Raw genomic sequence first — 21,660 nt, 5'->3', positions numbered from 1 at the left:
GCCTAGGATGGTCAGATGATCCGCCGCCGGTCGCGCCCCGCACCCGCAGCCCCGCGTCCCGAACGCCACGGGCGTCACGGCCGGCAGGGCCGGAGCGCCGTGGTGCGCCCCCCGCTGCCGCCCCTCGAGACGCGCGTCGACCGATTCGACCTCGCCGTCGGTTCGGTCGCCGAGTTCCTCCGTGGCGCCTGGCCCGAGCTGCGCGAGGTGCGCTTCGAGATGGCCGACATGCCCCCGGCCGCGGATGCCGACGGCATCCCGCGTTGGAGCGTGCTGCCCGACGAGAAGCGCATCGTGCTCTACCGGCTGCCCATCGAACGTCTCGCGCACCTGCACCGCAACGATGACTCCCATCGTCGGATGATGATCGAGAGCTGCGTCTTCCGCGCGGCGGCCGAGTTTCTCGGGCGCGACCCGTGGGACCTGGGCCCCGATCGATTCCGCTTTCTCTGAGCGGGCTCAGGGGCGGACGATGATCTCCGCGGCGGCCGCATCCGCCGGCCACACCGGGAACGCGCTGATCGCACCGTCCGCGAGGTAGCTCACCGACGCCCGGACCGGGTTCGTGGTCTCGATGCGGTACACCGCGCCCGGCTGAACCGGCACGGAGGCGGTGTCGCCGGCCGCGACGCTGACCCGCTCCGTCTGGGTGGCACCGCTCAGCGGCGTCAGCACGACATCGGCGGAGCCGACCGTGGACCCCGCGATCACCAGGAGAGGTGACGGCCCCTCGGGGACGGCGACCACGCTCGGGTCGACGACGGGCTCCGCTGCCGTGTACCAGGCAAAGTCGGCGCCGTTGCTGAAATTCGTCGTCTGCCAGACGGCGCTGACGACGGCGGATGTCGCCTCGACGCGCACGGTGTACGTCCCGGCCGAGAGACCGGCGAGGTCGAGTTCGGTGGGCAGGTCCGCTGCGAGCGGGACCTCCTGCGTCAGCGCGGTACGCCCCGTGTCGTCCTGCACCGTGACGGTCGCCGTCGCTTCGACACCCGGCGAGAGCAGTCGCAGGAGGGTGGTCGCGCCGGCGGATGCCGCATCCACCGCGCTCTGCGGCACGCGCAGTCCGGGAATGACCTGCTGCGTCGCCGAGCCCACGATCGCGCCGCTCTGCTCGACACCGCCGGTCAGCAGCGTCCGGGAGAGGCTCGACTGCAGCGCGGCGGCGACCGGCGCGCCGGAGGCGGTGACACGCACGACCGGCGCTCCTTCGCCGACCGCCAGCGCGGCCAGCGGCACGAGGCGCTGCGTGTGAGCGTCGACGCGGAGCCCGCTTCCCGACGGCGGGAGGGAGGCCCCGGTCGCGCTGTACAGCGTGAGGTCGACGGTCGCGGCCACATCCGAAGGGTTGGAGAGGAGGATGACATCCGCCGATCCCGTGGTGGTCGCACCCGCGACGAGCCAGGACTCGATGAGCGGCGGCTGGCACGCAGAGGCGGCGTAACCACGGATGTCCTCAGCGGCGACCGCGCCGCTGGCCGACGCGGCGGCATCCGAGCGCGTGCCGTCGAGCGGGGGCGCGACGAAGACGGGGTGCCCGTCGGAGCCGACGACATCGGGGGCGCTCCGTTCCGTCGTCTGCGTCAGCGTCGCGCCGTCCGATCCGAAGACGGTCTCGGTCGGCGCCGCGCTGGCGATCTGGTCGGCTTGCGTGGCGTCGCGTCCGAGCGCGAGCAGGGGCCCTGCGCAGGCGAGCGCCGTGTCCGCCGGTGTGGGGGTCACGCCCACGGCGAGCGGCTCGTGCGTGTGGGTGGGCCAGTTCGCGGCGACGCCGACGCCCACCGCCCCGACGATGCCGACTGCGAGGCCGGCACCCACGACGAGCCGGGTGCTCGTGGCCGCCCAGCGCCACATCCGCTGCCTGCTCATACCTGCTCCTCCCGCGAACGCGGACCGACGGTGCGCGGGGTGCGGCGAGCCTCGCGGCGTGATGCGGCGGTGGGGAACGAGAGCAGCAGGGCGATCGCGACGACGACAAGCTGGACCACCGTGACGACCCAGGCCTGCCGCACGATCTCCGGGCTGGGCGCTGGTCGCTCGGCCACGTCCGTCGTCACGCGCCAGAGCGTGCCCTTTGGCGTCGCGCCGACGACGTCGAGGTCGTCGCGCTGGTCGAGCGCCGTCTGGGCCGAGAGCCGCAAGGCGCGCGCCGCGTCGCTCTCGTCCGAGGACTCGGGAGCAACCACGATGAAGCGGATTCCGGCCGCCGCAACGCGTGCGACGACGTCCTCCGAGGTCGAGGTCACGAGATCCGCGGTGAGGGCGGCCACCTCCTCGTCGGAGGCCGAGGCCACGGTGCGGGTCGCATCCAGCGTGGAGACACCCGACAGCGTCTCGCTCCCGCCCCACACCACCTGGGCTGCGACGGAGCCGTCGGCCAGGGGCGAGAGCACGATCGTGCCGACGTTCGAGTCATCGCGTCCCTGCGCCGCCACGTAGGCGGGCAGCGTCGACGGCGAACCGATCTGCAGCCCGCTCTGCCCCCGGCCCATCGCCGTGACCGATGGAACGGCGAGGACCACGAGGGTTCCCATGACGGCGACGGCGCCGAAGACGCGCAGCCCGCCGGCTCGCGCCGGAACGCCGGAATCGAGGGTCACCGTGGCGGCTGCGACGATCCCCAGCCAGGCGAGACTGAGAGCGGCGCCCGGCCAGAGCGCCACGGGGGTGCCTCGGGTGTCGACCGAGACGGCGAAGCCGACGGCGGCGAAGGCCGTGGCGATGCCGAGGAGCGCGATCACGATCAGCACACCCGCGACCATCCACCGCGGGGTCAGCAGCGACAGCAGAGCGAGCACCGCAAGGGGGGCGATCAGGACGACCACCGCGGTGACGAAGGGGCCGATGCTCGTGGAGCCGAGAAGACCGGCCCATCCGGCGAAGTCCGTGGTCGGGAACCCCGCCGCGAGCGCGAAGCGGCCTGCCGCGTCTGCTCCTGCCTGTGCGCCCGCCCAGACCGGGCCCGGATCGGCGAGCAGGCCCCACACCGTTCCGCCGTGCAGCTGAGCCCAGATGAGGGGCGCGAACAGTGCCAGGGCGGGAACGCCGGTCCAGACGATCTGTCCTGCCCCACGTCCGCCGCGCGCGACCACGACGAGCATCATCGCCAGCATCCAGATGATGATCAGAGCGGGCGCGAGCGATGGCGCGCACGCGAGCACACCGGCCAGCAACAAGGACGCCGCACCCGCCGCGGCCCACGACCGGTGGGCGACGGCCCCGGCGTAGAACAGCCAGGGCAGCAACAGATGGACGATGACGCCCGTGGGCCGGCCTTCGACGAGGGCGCTCCAGAAGGTGGGCGCGAGCGCCCAGGCGATGGCAGCCGTGTTGCGCAGCAGCGACCGCGACGTGAGACGCGTGGCCGCGAACCAGCCCCCCAGCACAGCGAGCGGGAGCGCGGCGAGCCACAGGACGACGAGGATGCGCGAGGGGTCTGCCGGCCAGAGCGAACCGAGCAGCGCCACGACGGCGGCGAACGGGTCGGCCGGCCCTGCCATATCGAGGCCGGTGGCTCGGGCGCCGAACGCCGCGTCGGCCCAGAGCTGACCGAGCGTCGCGCGCAGCGGCTCGAGTGCGCCGCCGCCCAGAGCCGGCCATGCCAGGAGGGCGGGGAATGCGGCTGCCGAGACCACCAATCCCGCCAGCACGAGCCACGCGCCGCCACCCGTGAAGAAGTGGAGCTCACCGCGCACCGGTCGGTTCATCGCGTCGGCGTCGGCGTCCGCGTCGAAACGCTGCCGGAGCGCAGGCCTCGTGATGCGCAGCAGAGCGAGCTGGGACCACGCGGCTGCGCGTGAGCGACGGATGACTCCCCGGGATGCGGCGATCGCACCCCACCGGAAGAAGGCGACGATCGACGCGCCCCACTCGGGCAGCACCCGGGAGGGCTGCTTCGCCACGAGCAGCGCCGCCGCACGCCACAGCGCCAACGGGATGAGCGAGAGCAGGTGCAACGGGACCGCCGCGGCCGGAGCGTACGCCAGCCGGCGATGGATCTGGGCGAGTCGGCGGGCGTAGGCGCGTCGCCGACGGGCGCGTCCGGTCGCGGCCGCGGGAAGGCCGGCCACGCCGTCGCCGGCGACCGCCACCCGCGCGGTGGGCACGAGACTCACCCGGTGTCCCGCCAGACGGGTGCGCACACCGAGATCGAGGCCCTCGTCCGCGCCGCCGAGCGCGGGATCGACACCGCGGAGGGTGCGCCACAGGTCGGCACGCACGAGCACACCGCGCACATCGGCCCCGAGGACGTCCTCCTCGCCGTCATGCTGACCTTGGTCGAGTTCGTCGTGCACCTTCTCGACCGCGCGGCCGAACGTCGTCATCGTCACGCCGAGCGAGACGATGCGAGCCGGCTCCTCCCACTCCACCAGCTTGGGAGCGACGACAGCGACCGAGGGCGCGCGTTCGAGTCCGGCGAGCAGTCGCTGCAGCGCTTCCGGCTCCGGCGCGGTGTCCTGGGCGAGAAGCCAGACGAACTCGCCGCTGATGCGTACCGAGGCGAGCCGCACCGCGTCGGCGAACGACGTCGAGGCGCCGGCTGTGATGACACCCTCCGCACCGGATGCGGTGACAAGCTGCGTGAGCGCGGAGTCACCTCCGCAGAGCACGATCGTCAGCGCGTCGACCGGGCGGGTCTGCGCAGCGAGGGCGGACAGCGTGCGCTCGAGATGCGCCGCGGCAGCCGTACGCCCTTCAGGGCGCACGACGAGGAGAGCGTGGACACGGGCCGACATGACTGAGTCAGCCTAAGCACGAGTTCGCGACGCGCGAGGTGCACGCGCCGCAATCGGCGATCTCGACAGGGCGCTCAGCTCACACGACGCTTGAGTTTGCGACGCTCGCGCTCGCTGAGCCCGCCCCAGATCCCGAACCGCTCGTCGTTGCGCAGCGCGTACTCCAGGCATTCGTCGCGGACATCGCAGGTCGTGCAGATGCGCTTCGCGTCGCGGGTGGAGCCGCCCTTCTCAGGGAAGAAGGCCTCGGGATCGGTCTGCGCACACAGCGCATCCGTCTGCCACGACAGCGGATTGTCGTCGTCGACCGGAGCTTCGCGACGGACGCCGGGGACCCCGAGGAAGACCGGATCGACGTGCCAGTTGTCGGGAACGCCTGAGCGGTACGGTGCGCTCGCCATGTGCTCTCCCCACGATCTCGAAATCACGACCCGCGGTGGGCGGGTGCCTAAATTACACAGGTGTGATTCGAGGAAAGCAAGTCGCGGATCGTAAACCCTCAACCCACACTTTAATCTTCACGACGCGCCGACGGCGTGTCGATGGAGCGGATTCGTTACGAGGCGACGATTCCGCGTCCCGGCATCGCAAGAAACAGCTCGCCCGCACCGGTGATCTCGAGGTGCTGCTCGTCGGGCGTGGCGAATGCCGCGGCCCCCGGAGCGAGCTGCACCCTCGCGTCAGCGGCTGACACGACCGGCGCGCCGACGGTCGCCAGGGCGATGGCGGGTCCGCGAAGGCGGACACGACGCACCTCCCCCTCGTCCACCGTCACGCGCAGCAGCTCGAAGTCGGCGATCCCGGGCGCGAAGACGTCGACACCCGGCTCCCCCACGATCGCCGGCAGTCTCGGCGCCTCGCCCGGTGTCGTGTCGAGGATGCGCAACAGCTCGTCGACATCGATGTGCTTGGGCGTCAGGCCGCCGCGCAGCACGTTGTCGCTGGCGGCCATGATCTCGACGCCCAGACCGGACAGGTAGGCGTGCAGCACGCCGGCCGGCACGAAGATCGCTTCGCCTCGCGCCAGCACCACATGGTTCATGAGCAGCGCCACCACGACGCCCGGATCCGACGGGTAGGCGTCGGCGACACGGGCCAGCGCGACGAAGTGGTCGGTGGACGTCGCCTGGGCGGCCTCACGTACGGCGGCGATCACTTGGTCGACGACGCTCTGCGCCCGACCGGAGAGCAGCCAGCCGAGGACCTCGCGCAACGTCGAGGCGTCATCGGCCCCCTCGAGCGCCCGTGCGAGATCCGTCACACCCTCGTTCTGTGGGAGGGACGCGAGAATGTCCCGCGTCGCCGCCAGCGGGCGAAGCCCCGCCAGCGCCTCGAAACGGTCGCTGACAGCCACGATCACCTCGGGCTTGTGGTTGTCGTCCTTGTAGGTGCGGTGCGCCGCATCCCGGGCGATGCCGGCCGCCTCCTCCCGCGCGAAGCCTTCGACGGCCTGCGCTCTCGAGGGGTGCACCTGGATCGAGAGGGGCGAACCCGCGGCGAGCAGTTTGAGCAGATAGGGCAGTCGCACCGCCTGCTCCGCCCCCGCGCCCTGCGCGTCGAACCAGGCATCCAGCGTCATTCCGAGGGAGGGGAGCTGGGCGGGCGATCCGGGATGGTCGCCGAACCAGACCTCGGCTTCGGGCACGCCGGAGGGCTGACGGCCCTGCAGGTCCGCGATGAGATGGGAGGAGCCCCAGGGGTAGTCACGGGGGACGTTGGTCAGCTCGGCCAGCACACCCCCAGCCTAGAAGGCTCCCGGGATAATCTGAGGGCATCATGGCCGTCCGAACCCAACATCCGGCAGGTCCCGCACCCGCACCGCCGTTGCGCGAGCGCACGGGACACCTGTTGCTGCGCGCGTGGTGCGTGTTCGTCCTCTTCCAGGCGATCGCGGGCACCGCGTGGACGCTGGCCTTCGGAGTCGCCGTCTCGACCGTGATCGTGGTCGCGACCGCGGTCGTCTCCCTGGTGGTGTGGCTTCTGGTCCGGCCGCCGGTCGACATGCGCCGCCTGCCCTGGTTCGTCCTCGCCTACGGCGTCTGGGCGACGGCATCGCTCATCTGGACGGCGTGGCCCGCGACGACCGGCACCACGCTCGCGCTGTGGCTGATCACCACGGGCCAGGGGCTTTTCGTGGCGGCGATTCTCACCTGGCGCGAGATCGTCGCCGCCGTCTCGGCCGCGCTGAAGTGGGCGCTAGGACTGTCACTCGCCTTCGAGCTCGTCGTGTCGCTGCTCGTGCGGCGACCCATCCTGCCCGGCTGGGTGCTTCCGGAGCGGGGCGTGAAGTACGACCCGATCGTCTACTGGTCCCGCAACAACCTCTTCGACCTCGACGGGCGCATCCAGGGCATCCAGGGAAATGCCAACCTCCTCGCGGTCATCGCACTGCTCGGACTCATCGTCTTCTCCATCCGCTGGGCGGCGCACGCCGAGCGGCGGGTCTCCGCGATCATCTGGATCTCGATCGCCGGACTGCTGTTCGTTCACGCCGGCTCCGCGACCGCCTACCTCTCGGCAGCCGCCGTGGTCGTCGTGCTCGTGACGGTGCTGCTCATGCGGACCGTCACGAAGCCCGGCGGACGCACGGTGTACTACGCGGCTTATGCCGGGGTGGCCCTCGCCGGCGCCGCGATCCTCTTCTTCGCTCGCGACACGCTCTTCTCAGCCCTCGGCCGGTCGGCTGATCTGACCGGGCGCGAGGGGATCTGGGAGCAGGTGCTGGCGAGGGCCGTCGAGCATCCGCTGATCGGATGGGGCTTCGCATCACCGTGGCTGCCCTGGGACAGCCACTTCGACGGCTGGATCGTCGACCACGGCGAGACGGTCATGCAGGCGCACAACATGTGGATCGACGTCTTCCTGCAACTCGGCGTGATCGGCGTTCTTCTGATGGCCGGGGTCTACGTGACCTTCATCTGGCGCGCCTGGTTCTTCGCGATCGACCGCCCGCGCTGGGACCTGCGCGATGACCGCCCGTACTCACCGTTGACGCTGCTGCCCACGCTCGTCGCCACCGTTCTGCTCGTGCAGGGTCTCGCGGAATCCGGCCCACTGGTGGTGTGGGGCTGGATGCTCGTCGTCCTGCTCGGGCTGAAGGTGCGACAGTCGCCGCTGCTGGGCGTCGGCCCCGCGGAGACGTCGTGGCGTATCGAGCGCGGCGATCCCGTGTCGGATCAGGGATGATCGCCCCCGCCGCCTCGGGCGTGGGCGAGCTGCTGCGCTCGGCCCGGATGGCGCGCGCGTTCACCCTCGTCGTCTTCGGCACGACCTTCGGCGCCTTCGCCATCGAGCGCCTCATGGGCCGGGTGACGTATGTGACGATGGTCGCGGGACTCTGCACCCTCGCCGTCGCGATGCTGGTCGCGCGCCGCGGAGAGCTGTCGCCGCTGCGGCTGGCCTCCGCGACGCTCGCGCTCTTTCTCGGGTGGACGCTGGTGAGCGTCTTCTGGTCGACCGATCAGCCGAAGTCCCTCATCGGCTGGGTGGCTCTGGCGGCGCTCTCACTGCTGGGCGTCACGATCGCCCACGTGCGCGACACCCTGCAGACCGCCCGCGCGCTGGGCGACGTCATGCGATGGCTGCTCGCGGTGTCCCTGGGCGTCGAGATCCTCTTCGGCATCCTCATCGACATGCCCTTCCCCCTGCTGGGCGTGCAGGGCCTCATCGCCGAGCTCGGCCCGGTGCAGGGGATCTTCGGCACCCGCAATGCGCTCGGCTTCGTCGCCGTGCTCGCGCTCATCACGTTCCTCGTGGAGTGGCGCACCCAGTCCGTGCGCCCCGGCCTCGCGGTCTTCTCGGTGCTCCTCGCGGGCGGACTGGCCGTGCTGAGCGACTCCCCCACCGTGATCGTGATCGCCCTCATCGTCGGTCTCGCCACCCTGACGCTCATGGTCGTACGCCACACCCGGCCGGCGTCGAGGCCGATGCTGCAGGCGACGCTTGCCGGGATCGTCGTGGTCGCACTGGCGGTGGCCTACGCCGCCCGGGGCCCCATCATCGCCATGCTCGGTGCCGGCAGCGACTTCTCGACCCGTGCGGACCTGTGGAACACGATCCTCGACTACGTCCGCTATCACCCAGTGCAGGGATGGGGCTGGTACGGCACCTGGTCGACGACGGAGTTTCCGTTCCTCTCCATCAACGTGAACCTCGGCGAGCGCCACGCTTCGGCGCTCAACGCCTACTTCGACGTCCTGCTGCAGGTGGGATGGTTCGGCCTGCTGCTGTTCGCCGGGTTCTGCGTCGTCGCGCTCGTACGGTCGTGGCTCGAGGCCAGCAACCGACGAGCCGTGGTGTACACCTGGACGCCCCTCGTGCTCACCGCGCTGCTCATCGACTCGGTGTTCGAGAGTTTCACGCTGTTCGGATACGGATGGCTGCTCCTGGTGGTGTGCGCCAGCCGCGCGGGGCAGTCGCGCTCCTGGCGCGACCGACTCGACAGCGGCGACCCCGCGTCTCCGCTGCTTCCCGAAGAGCGCACCCGCTGAGCCTTCAGTCGACCGGGGTAGGATCGGGTCGCTATGGCCGCCGCATCCGAGAGTCCCGACGTGCCCTCCCACGCCCCGTTCGATCCCGCATCCGCCACGATCGTGGTCGTGACGTACAACCGGTCCGCTCTGCTGACGCGGTTGCTCACCAGCATCGAGGCGATGGATCCCGCACCGGGCCACCTCGTGGTGATCGACAACGCCTCGACCGACGACACCACCGAGGTCATCGAGCAGTTCCGTCCGCGCCTGAACACGCAGGTCGTGTATCGCCGGCTCGAGACGAACACCGGTGGATCCGGCGGGTTCAGCGAGGGCATGCGCACCGCCTACGAGCTCGGCTCCGCGTGGATCTGGCTGATGGACGACGACGTCGAAGTACTCCCTGACGGTCTGGCACGCATGGGGAAGTGGGCTCCGCGGTTCAAGAGCATCCAGGGTCGCCGCTACGACTACGACGGCAGCGAGTTCTACTGGCAGTACCGCGTGGCCGACCGCATGGGCATCCCCATCCCCTTCGCCCCCGCGGGCTTCGACGACTCCGGATTCAAGGAGATGAACTCCGGCTGCTTCGAGGGCATGTTCATCCACCGTGACATCGTCACGCAGATCGGGCTCCCCGATCCTCGGTTCTTCATCTACTGGGACGACCAGCTGTACGGCTGGTTGGCGTCACGCGTGACGACCTCGGTCATCGTCGACGAGTTCGTGCTGCGCCGAACGCGCGAGATCAAGCAGTGGGACATGGGCATCCGCCACATGAACGCCTCGAGCGACGCGTACCGGTACTACATCATGCGCAACCGCGCGTACATCAAGCGCTACTATCGCGAACTCGGCGTGTACAACCCGTTCCTCTTCGGGCTCGGCACCGCGATGACCTTCGCCAAAGAGCTCATCCGGTTGGTGGTCGTCGAACGCAAGGTGCGCGGCACGAGCAACCTCTTCCGAGGACTCCGCGACGGACGCAGGATCACGCGCGACCGTTCCTGGAAGCCCATGCCGCCGCTCACGCAGCCTCAGCCGGCCGCGTAGTCGGTGTTGTAGCGCTCAAGGACCTCGGCGATCGGTGCGTCCATCTTGAGCGCCCCCTTGTCGAGGTACAGTCCGCGCGTGCAGAAACGGCGCAGATCCTTCTCGTTGTGGCTGACGAAGAAGAGGGTCCGCCCCTCGGCGAGCAACTCGTCGATGCGCCGATAGCACTTCTCCCGGAAGGCCTTGTCGCCCACGGCCAGGACCTCGTCGACGAGCAGGATCGGCTCCTCGAGCTGGGAGACGACGGCGAAGGCGAGCCGCACCTTCATCCCGTTCGACAGATGCTTGTAGGGGGTGTCGACGAAATCCTCGAGCTCCGCGAAATCGATGATCGAGTCGAAGCGCCGGGAGATCTCGGCGCGGCTCATGCCGTGCAGCCCAGAGGTCAGACGGACGTTCTCGCGCACCGTCAGGTCTCCGACGAAGCCACCGGTGATCTCGATCAGAGGCGCCACACCGCCGAGGACGCGAACGGAGCCCTCATCGGGCAGCAGGACGCCGGCGACGAGCTTGAGAAGCGTCGACTTGCCCTGCCCGTTGCGTCCCACGACACCGATCGACTCTCCCGGGGCGACGGTGAAGCTGACATCGCGCAGCGGCCAGAACTCACCCGGGCGAGCGCGACGGGATGCACCGCCGAACAGGTCTTTGAGGCTGCGTCGGCCCCTCCGGTTGCGTCGGAACCGGACGCCGAGCTTCTGCACATCGATCGCGACGTCCGCGGCCATCACAGCTCCTTCAGCACGGGTCGCTCGAGGCGTCGGAAGACCAGGACGCCCAGCCCGAGGATCACAAGGCTCACGACCGCACCCGTGACCACCGACAGAGTGTCCCACTGATCCGGGAAGAACCCCGCGCGGTACAGCGTGAAGATGCCCGCGAGGGGATTGAACGCCGCGACCTCGCGGAAGCCCGCGGGCAGGTCCGAGACGCCGTAGATGATCGGCGAGGCGTAGAAGAGCGCCCGGAGGATGAGTCGGGTCGTGCGCTCCAGGTCACCCCACAGGACGCACAGCGGCGCGACGATGAGCCCCAGCCCCACCAGCAGCGCGACCTGGAGCATCACCGCGACCGGGAACAGGAGCAGGCCCCACCCGACCGTCGCTCCCCCGAAGACGGCGAAGAGAACGAGCACGGGCATCGAGCACAGGAACTCGACACCCTTGCTCAACACGATGCGGTTGATCCAGATCGACCGCGGGATGGCGGTGGACCTCACGAGTCTGGCGTCCTTGTTGAACGCACGGGTGAAGTCGGTGACCGCCGCGTTGAACCAGACCCATGGCAACAGTGCGGTGATGAGGAACACGATGTAGGGCTTCTCGCCCACATCCCGCCCGAAGACCTGGGTGAAGACGAACCAGTAGATCGCACTCATCACGAGCGGATCGAGCACCGACCACAGATAGCCCAGTGCGCTGGTCGCGTATCGGACCTTCAGATCGCGGGCCGAGAGCAGCCACAGTGAGTGGAGGTATCGCCGGGGCGTCCCGGGTGCTCCGACGGCGGCCGTGTTCATCGAGATCGAGTCTAGATGGCACCGGCGCGCAGGTCCCGAGCACGAACCCTGGCCAGCGCCCGAGGTCCCGGGAGCGGGACACGGTTCACTCGCTACGATCGTGGCCATGCTCTGGCACAAACGCCGCCGCGCACTGCGGTTCTTCTACACTCCCCAGACAGCAGGCTCTGGCACCTCGGTGATGCGCGGCGGACAGCTCTCCGCGCTCGTCGAGCGCAGTGGCCTCATGGATCGCGAAATCACGTTCCAGCCGCTCGACCTCGATGCGCGGTCATCGGATCTCTTCCTCACGAAGGGCGCAGCGCGCAGCGTCTCCCCTGACCAGATCTCCCGATGGCGTCGTCGAGGCTGTCGTGTGCTTCTCGATCCGGTCGATGAGGACGTTTCCGACGAGGTCGCAGCCGTCGCGGATTGCGTCGTCGCCGCATCCATCTCGGCGGAAGGCGCTTATCGGGATCGCTGGCCGCGCGCCAGGATCGTCCGCATCGACCACCACGTCGATCCACGCGTGCGAGACGCACTCGCTACATCGGACCCCGCATCCGCCGACACATTCGTCGCACGTTACTTCGGCGAATCGGTCAACACGATCATCACCGAGCAGATCTCATCGCTGGTCGGCTTTGTGCAGGTCGACACTTCCCGTCAGGACGACGCCTGGATACGGGAGGTGCCGGGCGCGAATCTGCACTACGCGATGCGCAGGCACCGCGCTCTCGATCGTCACAAGCCGTTTCTGAAGGGGTTCACGGCGGCCGCCGGCGGCGCGAACATCCTGATCGGGCGCGATGAAGCCGAAGCCGTTAACTGGCTGCCCGACGATTACCCCTACTGGGTGCGCAACACCGAGGAGAAGACGATCATCGAGGCACTGGAGCACGCCCGAGACACCTTCATGGGCGACGAGTGGCGGCGCGCACAGAACGCGATGCAAGATATCGCCGCGCGAACAACCGACGAGCGCATCATCCGTCAGCTGGTCGACGCCGTCGCGTGAGCTTGTGAGCGAGGGCGCTGAAGAGATTCCTCGTCGACCCCGAGATCGAGCGAGATCTGGCGAAGACGCGCTCGTTCTCCCACATCCGCCGACGAAGAGCATCGAGCTGAGCTTCCAGTCGCGCACGCTCGGCCGTGCCCTGATCGATCTGGACGCGCAGGCAGGCGTTCTCCTCACGAACGGTAAGCACCGCTTCGTGACCGACCTCCCGAAGCTCCTGCTCGAGCTCCGCGATACGGCGTCTGCCGCGCTGCACTTCGGCGATCATCGGCCCCGAGGAGAGAGCTGGCGCTTTGCCGAGGCTGATCTTGCGGTTCGTGATCACAGGCCACTCGTGGATGTGCGAGTTGAAGTTGTCCAGCGGCACGGCACGGTACGGCAGGCCTGTCGTCTGTAGCGCATGCGGAAGGGAGAGTTGGTCCCGACGCGAGTACCTCAGCACTTGGTCGAACCATGCGCGCATCGCGTCCGCGACACGGGGGCTGCGACGGCGAACGAGAAGCCCGCCCCACAGCGGCTTGGCGGACAGAGCATCCGGATGATGGACGGCGTAATCCGTCAGCTGCTCGTACACCCGGCTGCGATCGTCGTAGTTCAGGCGAACGACCTCGTCGAACTCGTCCAGCACGGAATCGCGATAGCTGTGCTCCGCAAGCGCCATCTGGACGTCATCCGTCAGAAATTCCTCGACGATGCGCTCCGGCGTTGCCCGAAGACGGACGGATGCGTCAATGCACACCGTGACGTCGTAAGCGTCTAACAGAGGATGCCCCAGGATCTTGTACACCCGTGAGCTGCGATGCAGGTCCTGCGGGAAGATGGGCTCGATCAGCTCGATCCGCCACGTGTCGCTGGCCAGACCCGGATCGTCAGTGAAGCACACGAAGTCCGCCCCCGAATCGACTGCCACCGACTGGTCGAGCAAGGCGTCGTAGCCGCCGAGGAGCACTGTGTATACGCAGATCTTCATCGATGCCTTCCTGAACGCGCTGGACGCCAGCCAGCCTATCGGGCTGGCGCGGTCGGCCCCGCGGCGACGAGAGTCGTAAACTGCTCGGATGGGAACGGAGATCTGATGCGCGCGCTCGTCACGGGAGCCGCGGGCTTCATCGGCAGTCACCTCTCGCAACGCCTGCTCGCAGAGGGCCATGATGTCATCGGCGTCGACAACCTTTCCGCCTACTATGCGGGCACGCTGAAGCGACGGAACCTCGCCGCGATCGCACACCCTCGATTCACGTTCGTCCAGGACGACCTTGCAGACGCCGACCTCGGCCCACTGCTCGACGGCGTCGATGTTGCTTACCACCTCGCCGGTCAGCCGGGCGTCCGTTCCTCGTGGGGCGAGACGTTCGCCGATTACGCGCGCGCCAACGTCCTCGCCACACAGCGGCTCCTGGAAGCTGCGCGATGCCGCGAAGGCCTACGGCTCGTGTACGCGTCTTCCTCTTCGGTGTACGGGGATGCAGAGGCGTTCCCCACTGCAGAGACGGTTCTGCCGTGCCCGCGCAGTCCATACGGTGTGACCAAGCTCGCCGCAGAGCACCTGTGCGGCCTGTACGCCGCGAACTTCGGGTTGTCGACGGTGTCGCTGCGGTTCTTCACCGTCTACGGTCCTCGCCAGCGCCCGGACATGGCGTTCACGCGTTTTCTCCGGGCGGCGCGCGACGGACAGCAGGTGACCATCTATGGAACGGGAGAACAGATCCGCGACTTCACCTATGTCGACGACATCGTCGAGGCGCTGGTGCGGTCGGGCACGACGCCCACGCCGGCCGGCTCCGTCTTCAACGTCTCGGGGGGCGGCAGTCACTCCGTCAACGAGGTGCTCGAGGAGATCGAGTCGATCGTCGGAAAGCCGTTGAACATCCACCGCGAGGCTGTGGCACGTGGTGACGTGCGTCGAACGAGCGGCGACACGACCGCGCTCGCGCGCGCATTCGGCTGGCGTCCGCGTGTCCAGCTCCGCGAAGGGCTTCGACGGCAGTGGGACTGGGTAAGCGCCGAGGCGTGAACTGACGCCTCAGCGCACCTCGACGGAGGCGTGGACCCGAACGGTTCCCGTCTGGCGGTGCTCCATGGGAACGAAGAAGCTCACTCCCTGCCACATCACGTCCAAGGTGACGCCGTCTTGGTCGGACACCTCCGCGTTGATGAAGTACTGGCCGCCGGCGAGCGCCAGCGCGGGGAGCCGGTAGACGACTTCGGTGTCCCCGGGCTGCGCCGCACCGTGCGGCGACTCCAGGCGTCGGGTCCCCGTGCCGAAGACCTGCTGGCCCTGCGGGGTGTCGATACTGATGCTGGAGTTCCAGCTCTGCAGCGGCGAAAGGTGACGGACGGAGACGACCACGGTCAATTCTTCGCCGGATGTGAAGTTGGTGAGCCCGTCACCATCCTGAGACAGGATGCGGATCCCCGTGATGGACGCCCGCTCCACGTGCTCGTGCGCCTGCGCTTCCTCGGCGTCGACGGTCCGCTTGCGCTTCCCCTCGAGGATCTCGCGGTGCACCTTGGTGGCCTCGGCCGCGGTGCCGATGAAGGCGACTTCCCCTTGCTGGAGGACGACGCCCTGATCGCAGATATCCATCACCTGGGCGGCGGAGTGCGAGACGAGAACGATCGTGCGCCCTTCGCGCTGGAACTCGCGGATCTTGTCCATGCACTTCCGTTGGAAAGCCTCGTCGCCGACGGCGAGCACCTCGTCGACGAGGAGGATGTCCGGGTCGGTATGCACAGCGACCGCGAACGCGAGACGCACATACATTCCGGACGAGTAGAACTTGACCTGGGTGTCGATGAACTCCCCGATCTCTGCGAACGCCACGATGCTGTCGAATCGCTCGTCCGTCTGTTCCTTGCTCAGCCCGAGAATCGACGCATTGAGGTAGACGTTGTCGCGTCCCGAGAGATCGGGATGGAAGCCTGCCCCGAGCTCGAGCAGGGCCGCGAACCGACCGCGGCGTTGCACGGAGCCGGATGTGGGTTCGATGATGCCGCCGATGACCTTCAGAAGCGTGCTCTTACCCGAGCCGTTGGGTCCCATGAGAGCGATCGACGAACCTGCCGGGATGGTGAAGGACACGTCCTTGAGGGATTGAAACTCCTCGCGATGCTGACGACCACGGCGCCCCAGGGTCACGATCCGCTCCTTGAGCGAATTGTCCTTGCGCAGCGCAAACGTCTTGGAGACCTCGTCGACAACGATGACCTCTGGCACTGCCGATGTCTGTTCGCTCACGTCACAGCTCCTGCGCGAAGTTGCCCTGCAGCCGCGCGAAGACGCGCTGGCACAGGAAGACCAGCACGATGCCGATGAGGAACGCGATCCCCATCCGCATGAGCAGATCCGGCGGGTAGTCGGAGGCGGTCCCACTGCCCCAGAAGGCTCGGTGGAACCCCAACACGGCCAGCGTCAGGGGACTCGCGGTGTAGACGTCGAGAAGCCAACCGGGCAGGCCGAAGCGGGTCACCACGTCGCCCACCATCGTCCACGCGTAGACGATAGGCGACGCCCACAGGGCGAGCATCAGCACGACCTGCGTCAGGTACTGCACATCACGCAGGTAGACGTTGAGGGCCGCAAGCAGCAGGCCGAACGCGAGACCGTAGACCAGGATGAGCAAGACCGACGGGAAGAAGTAGAGCAGAGACCAGGAGAGATTCGGGGTACCGAGAGTGAAGCTCGCCACGATCAGCACGAGGAGCTGGACGCCGAACGTGAACAGCGCCGATCCCGTGGCCGCAAGTGGAAAGACTTCTCTGGGCACATAGATCTTCTTCACGAGCCCGCCGTTGGCGACGATCGAGCCCGTGGCACCCGACAGCGTCTCGGAGAACAATCCGTAGACCGTGAGTCCGGAGAAGATGTAGACGGCGAAATCGGGGATGCCGCGCGCCGCGCCCAGAATCTGGCCCATCACGAGGAAGTAGACCGCGAGCTGCACCAGCGGGTTGATGAGGGTCCACAGCAGCCCCAGGACACTGTCCTTGTACCGCGCCTTCACGTCGCGACGGACCAGCAAGGAGAGGAGCTGGCGGTGATTCCAGATCTCGGTGACCGTGCGCCCGAAACCTCGCAGCCCCTCGCGACTGGGCGTCACGGGCTGCAGAGGCTGAGACGCCAATCGGCTGAACCTGACGGCTGCGCTCTCGTTCAAGTGCTGCCACTACCTCTCGTTCGCACCAACTGAGAAACTATAGCCGGGCGAGCCCGAGGATCCGGTGTGTGCCCTCACGCGAGGGTGTTGTTCCACAGTGACAACGCGGAGCCGATCGCCATGTGCATGTCGAGGTACTGGTAGGTCCCCAAACGCCCGCCGAAGTGGACGTCGCGCTGCCCCTTCGCGAGTTCGCGATACGCGAGAAGGCGCTGACGATCCTCCGCGGTGTTCACCGGGTAGTAGGGCTCGTCCTCGCGCGCGGCGAAGCGCGAGTACTCCCGAACGATGACCGTCCTGTCCTTCGGATACCGGTCGGCTCGCTCAGGGTGGAAGTGCTTGAACTCGTGGATACGGGTGTAAGGGGTGTCCGCATCCGCGTAGTTCATGACGCTCGTGCCTTGGAAATCGCCGATGTCGAGCACCTCCTGCTCGAAATCCAGGGTGCGCCACGAGAGCGGACCTTGCACGTAATCGAAGTACCGATCGATGGGTCCGGTGTAGACGATGGGAACCCGGCCGACGAGGGCGTTCTTGTTCAGCGGCTGCGACTCGTCGAAGAAGTCCGTACTGAGCTTCACCTCGATGCGCGGATGATCCGCCATGCGCTCGAGCCACGCGGTGTAGCCGTCGACCGGCAGACCTTCCCACGTGTCGTTGAAGTAACGGTTGTCGTAGGTGTACCTGACGGGGAGGCGGGAGATGACCTCGGCGGGAAGGTCCCGCGGATCGGTCTGCCACTGCTTCGCCGTGTAGTCGCGGATGAAGGCCTCGTACAACGGCCGCCCGACGAGCCCGATCGCCCGCTCCTCGAGATTCTGCGCCCGCTTCGGGTCGTACTCGCCGGCCAGCTCGTGGATGAGTGCGCGTGCCTGATCAGGTGTGTACGCGGACTGGAAGAACTGGTTGATGGTGCCGAGGTTGATCGGCAGCGGGAACACGGTGCCGTTGTGGGTCGTGTACACACGGTGCGTGTAGTCCGTGAAAGCGGTGAAGCGGTTGACGTACTCCCACACCGTGGCGTTCGAGGTGTGGAACAGGTGCGCGCCGTAGCGGTGCACCTCGATGCCGGTCGTGCTCTCGTGCTCACTGTACGCATTGCCGCCGATGTGAGGGCGGCGCTCCAGGACGGTGACCGAGCGACCGGCGGCGGCAGCGCGCTCCGCGATCGTGAGACCGAAGAAGCCGGAGCCTACGATGAGGAGATCCATAGGGAGGAACCTGTTCTGGAGTGGGCATCGGGCCTCACGGCCGCTTCCCTCAGCCTAGTTGAGTCGTATACCCAGCCAGTTTGGGACAATAGAGCCCGACAGTCGCGCGCCCGACGAGCTGCGCGCCCGAGAGGAATCATGACACTCGACATCTGCGTGCCGTTCTGGGGCGATCCCGCGATCTTCCGGCTGACTATCGACTCCGTTCGCGCGCAGACGGATCCGAACTGGCGCCTGACGATCATCGACGACGGCTATCCTGGCGACGAGATCGAGGCCTATGTCGCGACGCTGGGCGACTCCCGCATCGAGTATCGCCGGAATGAGACGAACGTCGGGATCACGGAGAACTTCCGCCGGGCCGTCGACGCCGCCCGGGGAAGTCACGTCGTCGTCCTCGGCTCGGACGATCTCCTCCTCCCGGACTACGTTTCCCATGTTCGTTCCATCGTGGCCGCACACCCCGAGGTCGATGTCATCCAGCCGCAGGTCGTCGTGATCGATGCCGAGGGGCGGCCCGCACGCACACTCGTCGATACCGTGAAGCTGAGACTGCTCACCCCGCGACGACCGACGACGCTGCACGGCGAGAACATGGCGAAGAGCCTCCTGCGGGGGAACTGGCTCTACTGGCCGTCTCTCGCGCTACGCGTGGAGAGCGTGAGGGCGGTGGGCTTCCGAGACGGGCTGCCCATCATCCTGGACCTTGCGCTCCTTGTGGATATCGCCATGCGCGACGGGACTCTGCGATACACGGGGGTGACCTGCTTCGCATATCGACGGCACGCGGGCAGCCTGTCCCAGTCGGCTCTCCGCGACGGCTCGAGGTTCATCGACGAGCGCCGCTTCTACCGAGAGTGCGCAGATGCCGCCGCGGCGCGCGGCTGGCACAAGGCCGCGCGGGCAGCGCGATGGAGGCTGATGTCGAGGCTGCACGCGCTCAGCGTCCTTCCCGCGATGATCAAGGAAGGATCCGCTGACGCTCGACGAGCCGCCTGTGAGCTTACGTTCGGGCGCTGACCTTGGCACTCTACCGATCCACCGCGAGCCCGGCCAGCTGAGCAGCCCCGCCTCCCACCACCCGGGCGGACGATCCTGCAAGCCAGAGGGCTGGCGCGTCGAAAAGGAGTCGCACCCAAACCCAGGTCCTCATGCGCGTCAGCGCGGGCGTCGACTAGTGAGACATCTCTCGCGCTGGACGCAACAGTGCGAGCATCGTGAACGCGACGCCCACGGCCGGTGCGACGACAAGAGCGAAGGGGATCGCCCAGCGCTCGGGGAGCATCGCGAGGAACACGACCGTCAACGTCGCAGCGAAGACCCATGCGGTCGCGTTGGCTGCGTGACGACGTTGTGAAACCAACATTGGGCCGAGCAGGGACATCCATGCAACCAGAACGGCGCTGGCTACGACCACCGCCGCCGTCATCGACGAGATCTCGTACTTCCCCGTGGAGATCAGGCCGATGATCCCAGGGCCGATGAACCAAGCGATGACGGCGAGGACGGCAGTCACCACCACCGCCACCGCCGACGCGCTCAGCAGCTGCCGCGCTGTTGGCCTCGCCCTGCCGCGAAGGACAGCGGAGATGAGAAAGCTCTGCAGCGCGATGATGGGGATCACGATGGGCGCCCGGGTGACCGTGATCGTCAGGATGAGAGCCGCTGTGTCCGATGGGGCCGCGGTGGGAGCGAGGAGACCGATGAGCATCGGCATACCGCTGATGAGCAATCCTGCGGACCCCGCTGCAACCACTGTTCCAGCTGCCTGCCAGGCGAGCACACGCAGGCTCACGTCGAGACGGAACGCGTGGCGCAGCCGCCGCCGATACACCAAGTACGTTATCGCCGAAGCGAGCAGGAACGGCGCCGCGATGAAGATGACCAGAGTCCCGAGCGGCGCACCCATCACCAGGGCGCCGACGACGAGCACAGCTCTGATGACCGCGTCCAGAATGGCCACGAACGCGACCGCGCTCCACAGCCGGATGCCGTAGAGCACCCCGGTGAGCACGGACGTGCACAGGTAGCCGACGAGACCGAAACATAGCGCCGCACCGAAGTCGATCTTGTGCCCAGCGAAGAGCACGTCTCCCGACAGTACGACGACAACGATCGCGATAAGGAGGACGAGCAGTGCACTCCCCAGCAAGAAGGCGCGCAGGGCCCTCCCTGAATGCAGGTCGTGGCCAGGGTGGACGGCCCGGGAGATCTCCTGCTGGATTCCGGCCATCGCCGACCCGCCCAGGTAGATAGCGGACCAGAAGACCGAGAATCCGAGATACGTCGCCGCGTCGGTCAGCGCAGGAGCCGAGAGCTGGATCGCGTAACCAAGGATGCCCGCGACGACGATGGACAGCAGGACAGCGTTGAGCCCTCGTCGCGTGGAGTCAGTCGTCTCCACGCTCGTCCGATTCGGCGGATGCAGCTCTCTCCTGCGCGGCGCGCAGGTCAGCGACATCGGCACGGAGGATGGCGACGTCCTCTGCGACCCGACGGACCTCATCCTCGGCCAAAGACAGCTCCCACGACAGGTGCAGCGCGACCCCCACGAGCAGCACGATGGCCAGCGCGAAGATGAGGTTTGATGGCACGGCCACACCGAGCAGGTCTGCCAAGCCGAAGAGGAGCCCGGGGAACACCGACAGCACGAGGATCGCGATGCCGATGACGAGCCAGAGGGTCGCGTACTTCTCACGCAGCCGGCGGCGTAGCAGCATGCTGACGATGAAGAGAAGCACCGCGATGGCGAAGACGATCGCGGCGACGACAGCGATCATGCGCTGGCCTCTTCCTGTTTGCGGCGCCCTCTCATGAGCGCGAGAGCGAGTGCGAACGTACTGCGAAGCAGATAGATCGCCGCACCGACGGGATTCTGGCTCGGGTTGCCGTGCTGTCTCGGACGCATCGACACCGGAATCTGCTTCACAGTCAGGCCAGAGTGGACAGCGTTGACGAGTGAGTCCACGGTGTCACCCAGGTACTCGGCCGGGTAGTAGCGCACGTACTGATCGATCGCGCGAGCGTTGGCGGCGCGGAAACCGCTCGTCACATCGGTCAGCCGAGTGCCGGCAACGTTGGAGAGCACACTCGCCAAAAATCTCATCGCCCACCGACGCGGACCGCGCACCTCGTAGTCTCCCGTGTCGGCGAAGCGGGCACCGATGGAGATATCGGCGGATTCCAGACCCTCGAGTACACGGACGATGTCCTTCGGGTCGTGCTGTCCGTCGGCATCCACTTGAATCGCCTGCTGATATCCATGCCGCTGTGCATAGGTGAAGCCGGTGCGCATCGCGCCTCCGACGCCCATGTTGAAGGGAAGACTGAGCACACGGGCACCCGCGTCGGCTGCGACGCGGGCCGTGTCATCGGTGGAACCGTCGTCAACGACCACGATGTCCACTCCCGGGAGGATGTGCAGGATCTCGCGGACGGTGTTGCCGACATTGCGAGATTCGTTCCAGGCGGGAACGATGATGAGCGTGCGCACGCGGGCCGGATCCATGGTGAAT

General features: G+C 67.7%; 20 protein-coding genes. 7 read left to right on the top strand and 13 right to left on the bottom strand.

The window, feature by feature from the left end; all coding sequences use genetic code 11:
* Window positions 1-15 precede the first annotated feature (15 nt).
* Window positions 16-453: a metallopeptidase family protein gene (locus EHF32_RS00935; protein WP_192900668.1), complete on the top strand. Its 438-nt coding sequence runs from the start codon at window positions 16-18 to the stop codon at window positions 451-453.
* Window positions 454-459: 6 nt separating this feature from the next.
* Here EHF32_RS00935 and EHF32_RS00930 read toward each other — a convergent pair whose 3' ends face one another.
* The 4 genes from EHF32_RS00930 to manA form a co-directional block, all read right to left on the bottom strand.
* Window positions 460-1,869 (bottom strand): DUF5719 family protein, encoded by a 1,410-nt coding sequence (locus tag EHF32_RS00930; protein WP_137416376.1) that lies wholly within the window; start codon window positions 1,867-1,869, stop codon window positions 460-462.
* Window positions 1,866-4,736: a glycosyltransferase gene (locus EHF32_RS00925; protein WP_137416375.1), complete on the bottom strand. Its 2,871-nt coding sequence runs from the start codon at window positions 4,734-4,736 to the stop codon at window positions 1,866-1,868. Before EHF32_RS00925 ends, EHF32_RS00930 begins: the two co-directional genes overlap by 4 nt.
* A gap of 74 nt (window positions 4,737-4,810) precedes the next feature.
* Window positions 4,811-5,137, bottom strand: coding sequence for a WhiB family transcriptional regulator (locus EHF32_RS00920; RefSeq protein WP_137416374.1), 327 nt, complete (start codon window positions 5,135-5,137; stop codon window positions 4,811-4,813).
* 155 nt (window positions 5,138-5,292) lie between these two features.
* Window positions 5,293-6,471: a mannose-6-phosphate isomerase, class I gene (gene manA, locus EHF32_RS00915; RefSeq protein WP_137416373.1), complete on the bottom strand. Its 1,179-nt coding sequence runs from the start codon at window positions 6,469-6,471 to the stop codon at window positions 5,293-5,295.
* Window positions 6,472-6,512: 41 nt separating this feature from the next.
* Between manA and EHF32_RS00910 the strand changes: the two genes are divergently transcribed.
* The 3 genes from EHF32_RS00910 to EHF32_RS00900 are packed head-to-tail and all read left to right on the top strand — an operon-like array spanning window position 6,513 to window position 10,261.
* The gene (locus tag EHF32_RS00910) at window positions 6,513-7,922 is read left to right on the top strand and encodes an O-antigen ligase family protein (RefSeq protein ID WP_137416372.1); all 1,410 of its coding nucleotides are present in this window, start codon (window positions 6,513-6,515) and stop codon (window positions 7,920-7,922) included.
* Entirely contained in the window at window positions 7,919-9,226 is a 1,308-nt protein-coding gene (locus EHF32_RS00905; RefSeq protein ID WP_137416371.1) for an O-antigen ligase family protein, read from the top strand. The genes EHF32_RS00910 and EHF32_RS00905 overlap by 4 nt, the downstream gene beginning before the upstream one ends.
* Before the next feature lie 33 nt (window positions 9,227-9,259).
* Window positions 9,260-10,261, top strand: a complete 1,002-nt coding sequence (locus tag EHF32_RS00900; RefSeq protein WP_137416370.1) for a glycosyltransferase family 2 protein — start codon at window positions 9,260-9,262, stop codon at window positions 10,259-10,261.
* Here EHF32_RS00900 and EHF32_RS00895 read toward each other — a convergent pair.
* A complete protein-coding gene (locus EHF32_RS00895) occupies window positions 10,246-10,989 on the bottom strand; it encodes an ABC transporter ATP-binding protein (protein ID WP_137416369.1) in 744 nt (247 codons plus the stop codon). The two genes, EHF32_RS00900 and EHF32_RS00895, sit on opposite strands and share 16 nt — an antisense overlap.
* Window positions 10,989-11,780 carry an ABC transporter permease gene (locus EHF32_RS00890; RefSeq protein WP_137416368.1) on the bottom strand — a complete coding sequence of 264 codons (792 nt, stop codon included), beginning with the start codon at window positions 11,778-11,780 and terminating at the stop codon, window positions 10,989-10,991. Before EHF32_RS00890 ends, EHF32_RS00895 begins: the two co-directional genes overlap by 1 nt.
* Here EHF32_RS00890 and EHF32_RS00885 point away from each other — a divergent pair.
* Entirely contained in the window at window positions 11,773-12,777 is a 1,005-nt protein-coding gene (locus tag EHF32_RS00885; RefSeq protein ID WP_137416367.1) for a hypothetical protein, read from the top strand. The two genes, EHF32_RS00890 and EHF32_RS00885, sit on opposite strands and share 8 nt — an antisense overlap.
* On the opposite strand, the gene EHF32_RS00880 is transcribed toward EHF32_RS00885, so the two are convergent.
* Complete coding sequence (locus EHF32_RS00880; RefSeq protein WP_161594043.1) at window positions 12,746-13,747, bottom strand: glycosyltransferase domain-containing protein; 1,002 nt, start codon at window positions 13,745-13,747, stop codon at window positions 12,746-12,748. The genes EHF32_RS00885 and EHF32_RS00880 overlap by 32 nt on opposite strands.
* Before the next feature lie 105 nt (window positions 13,748-13,852).
* Here EHF32_RS00880 and EHF32_RS00875 point away from each other — a divergent pair, with 105 nt between their 5' ends.
* On the top strand, window positions 13,853-14,791 hold the full coding sequence (locus EHF32_RS00875; protein ID WP_137416365.1) for an NAD-dependent epimerase/dehydratase family protein: 939 nt from the start codon (window positions 13,853-13,855) through the stop codon (window positions 14,789-14,791).
* 9 nt (window positions 14,792-14,800) lie between these two features.
* Here EHF32_RS00875 and EHF32_RS00870 read toward each other — a convergent pair whose 3' ends face one another.
* From EHF32_RS00870 to glf, 3 genes are all read right to left on the bottom strand, one after another.
* Window positions 14,801-16,015, bottom strand: a complete 1,215-nt coding sequence (locus tag EHF32_RS00870) for an ABC transporter ATP-binding protein (protein ID WP_137416364.1) — start codon at window positions 16,013-16,015, stop codon at window positions 14,801-14,803.
* 1 nt (window position 16,016) lies between these two features.
* Window positions 16,017-16,877 carry an ABC transporter permease gene (locus tag EHF32_RS00865; RefSeq protein WP_238343755.1) on the bottom strand — a complete coding sequence of 287 codons (861 nt, stop codon included), beginning with the start codon at window positions 16,875-16,877 and terminating at the stop codon, window positions 16,017-16,019.
* Window positions 16,878-17,008: 131 nt separating this feature from the next.
* On the bottom strand, window positions 17,009-18,145 hold the full coding sequence (gene glf / locus EHF32_RS00860) for a UDP-galactopyranose mutase (protein ID WP_137416363.1): 1,137 nt from the start codon (window positions 18,143-18,145) through the stop codon (window positions 17,009-17,011).
* 138 nt (window positions 18,146-18,283) lie between these two features.
* On the opposite strand from glf, the gene EHF32_RS00855 reads away from it, so the two are divergent.
* A complete protein-coding gene (locus EHF32_RS00855) occupies window positions 18,284-19,165 on the top strand; it encodes a glycosyltransferase family 2 protein (protein WP_137416362.1) in 882 nt (293 codons plus the stop codon).
* 154 nt (window positions 19,166-19,319) lie between these two features.
* On the opposite strand, the gene EHF32_RS00850 is transcribed toward EHF32_RS00855, so the two are convergent.
* The 3 genes from EHF32_RS00850 to EHF32_RS00840 are packed head-to-tail and all read right to left on the bottom strand — an operon-like array spanning window position 19,320 to window position 21,653.
* Window positions 19,320-20,549, bottom strand: coding sequence for a hypothetical protein (locus EHF32_RS00850; protein ID WP_137416361.1), 1,230 nt, complete (start codon window positions 20,547-20,549; stop codon window positions 19,320-19,322).
* On the bottom strand, window positions 20,536-20,925 hold the full coding sequence (locus EHF32_RS00845; RefSeq protein WP_202876828.1) for a DUF2304 domain-containing protein: 390 nt from the start codon (window positions 20,923-20,925) through the stop codon (window positions 20,536-20,538). The genes EHF32_RS00850 and EHF32_RS00845 overlap by 14 nt, the downstream gene beginning before the upstream one ends.
* Window positions 20,922-21,653: a glycosyltransferase family 2 protein gene (locus EHF32_RS00840; protein WP_137416360.1), complete on the bottom strand. Its 732-nt coding sequence runs from the start codon at window positions 21,651-21,653 to the stop codon at window positions 20,922-20,924. The genes EHF32_RS00845 and EHF32_RS00840 overlap by 4 nt, the downstream gene beginning before the upstream one ends.
* Between the last annotated feature and the right edge of the window lie 7 nt (window positions 21,654-21,660).

Origin of the sequence: Microbacterium sp. RG1 (assembly GCF_005347485.1) — a bacterium.
Lineage (GTDB): Bacteria > Actinomycetota > Actinomycetes > Actinomycetales > Microbacteriaceae > Microbacterium > Microbacterium binotii_A.
The sequence above is the reverse complement of the archived record's forward strand: the minus strand, read 5'-3'. Positions and strand labels throughout refer to the sequence as shown.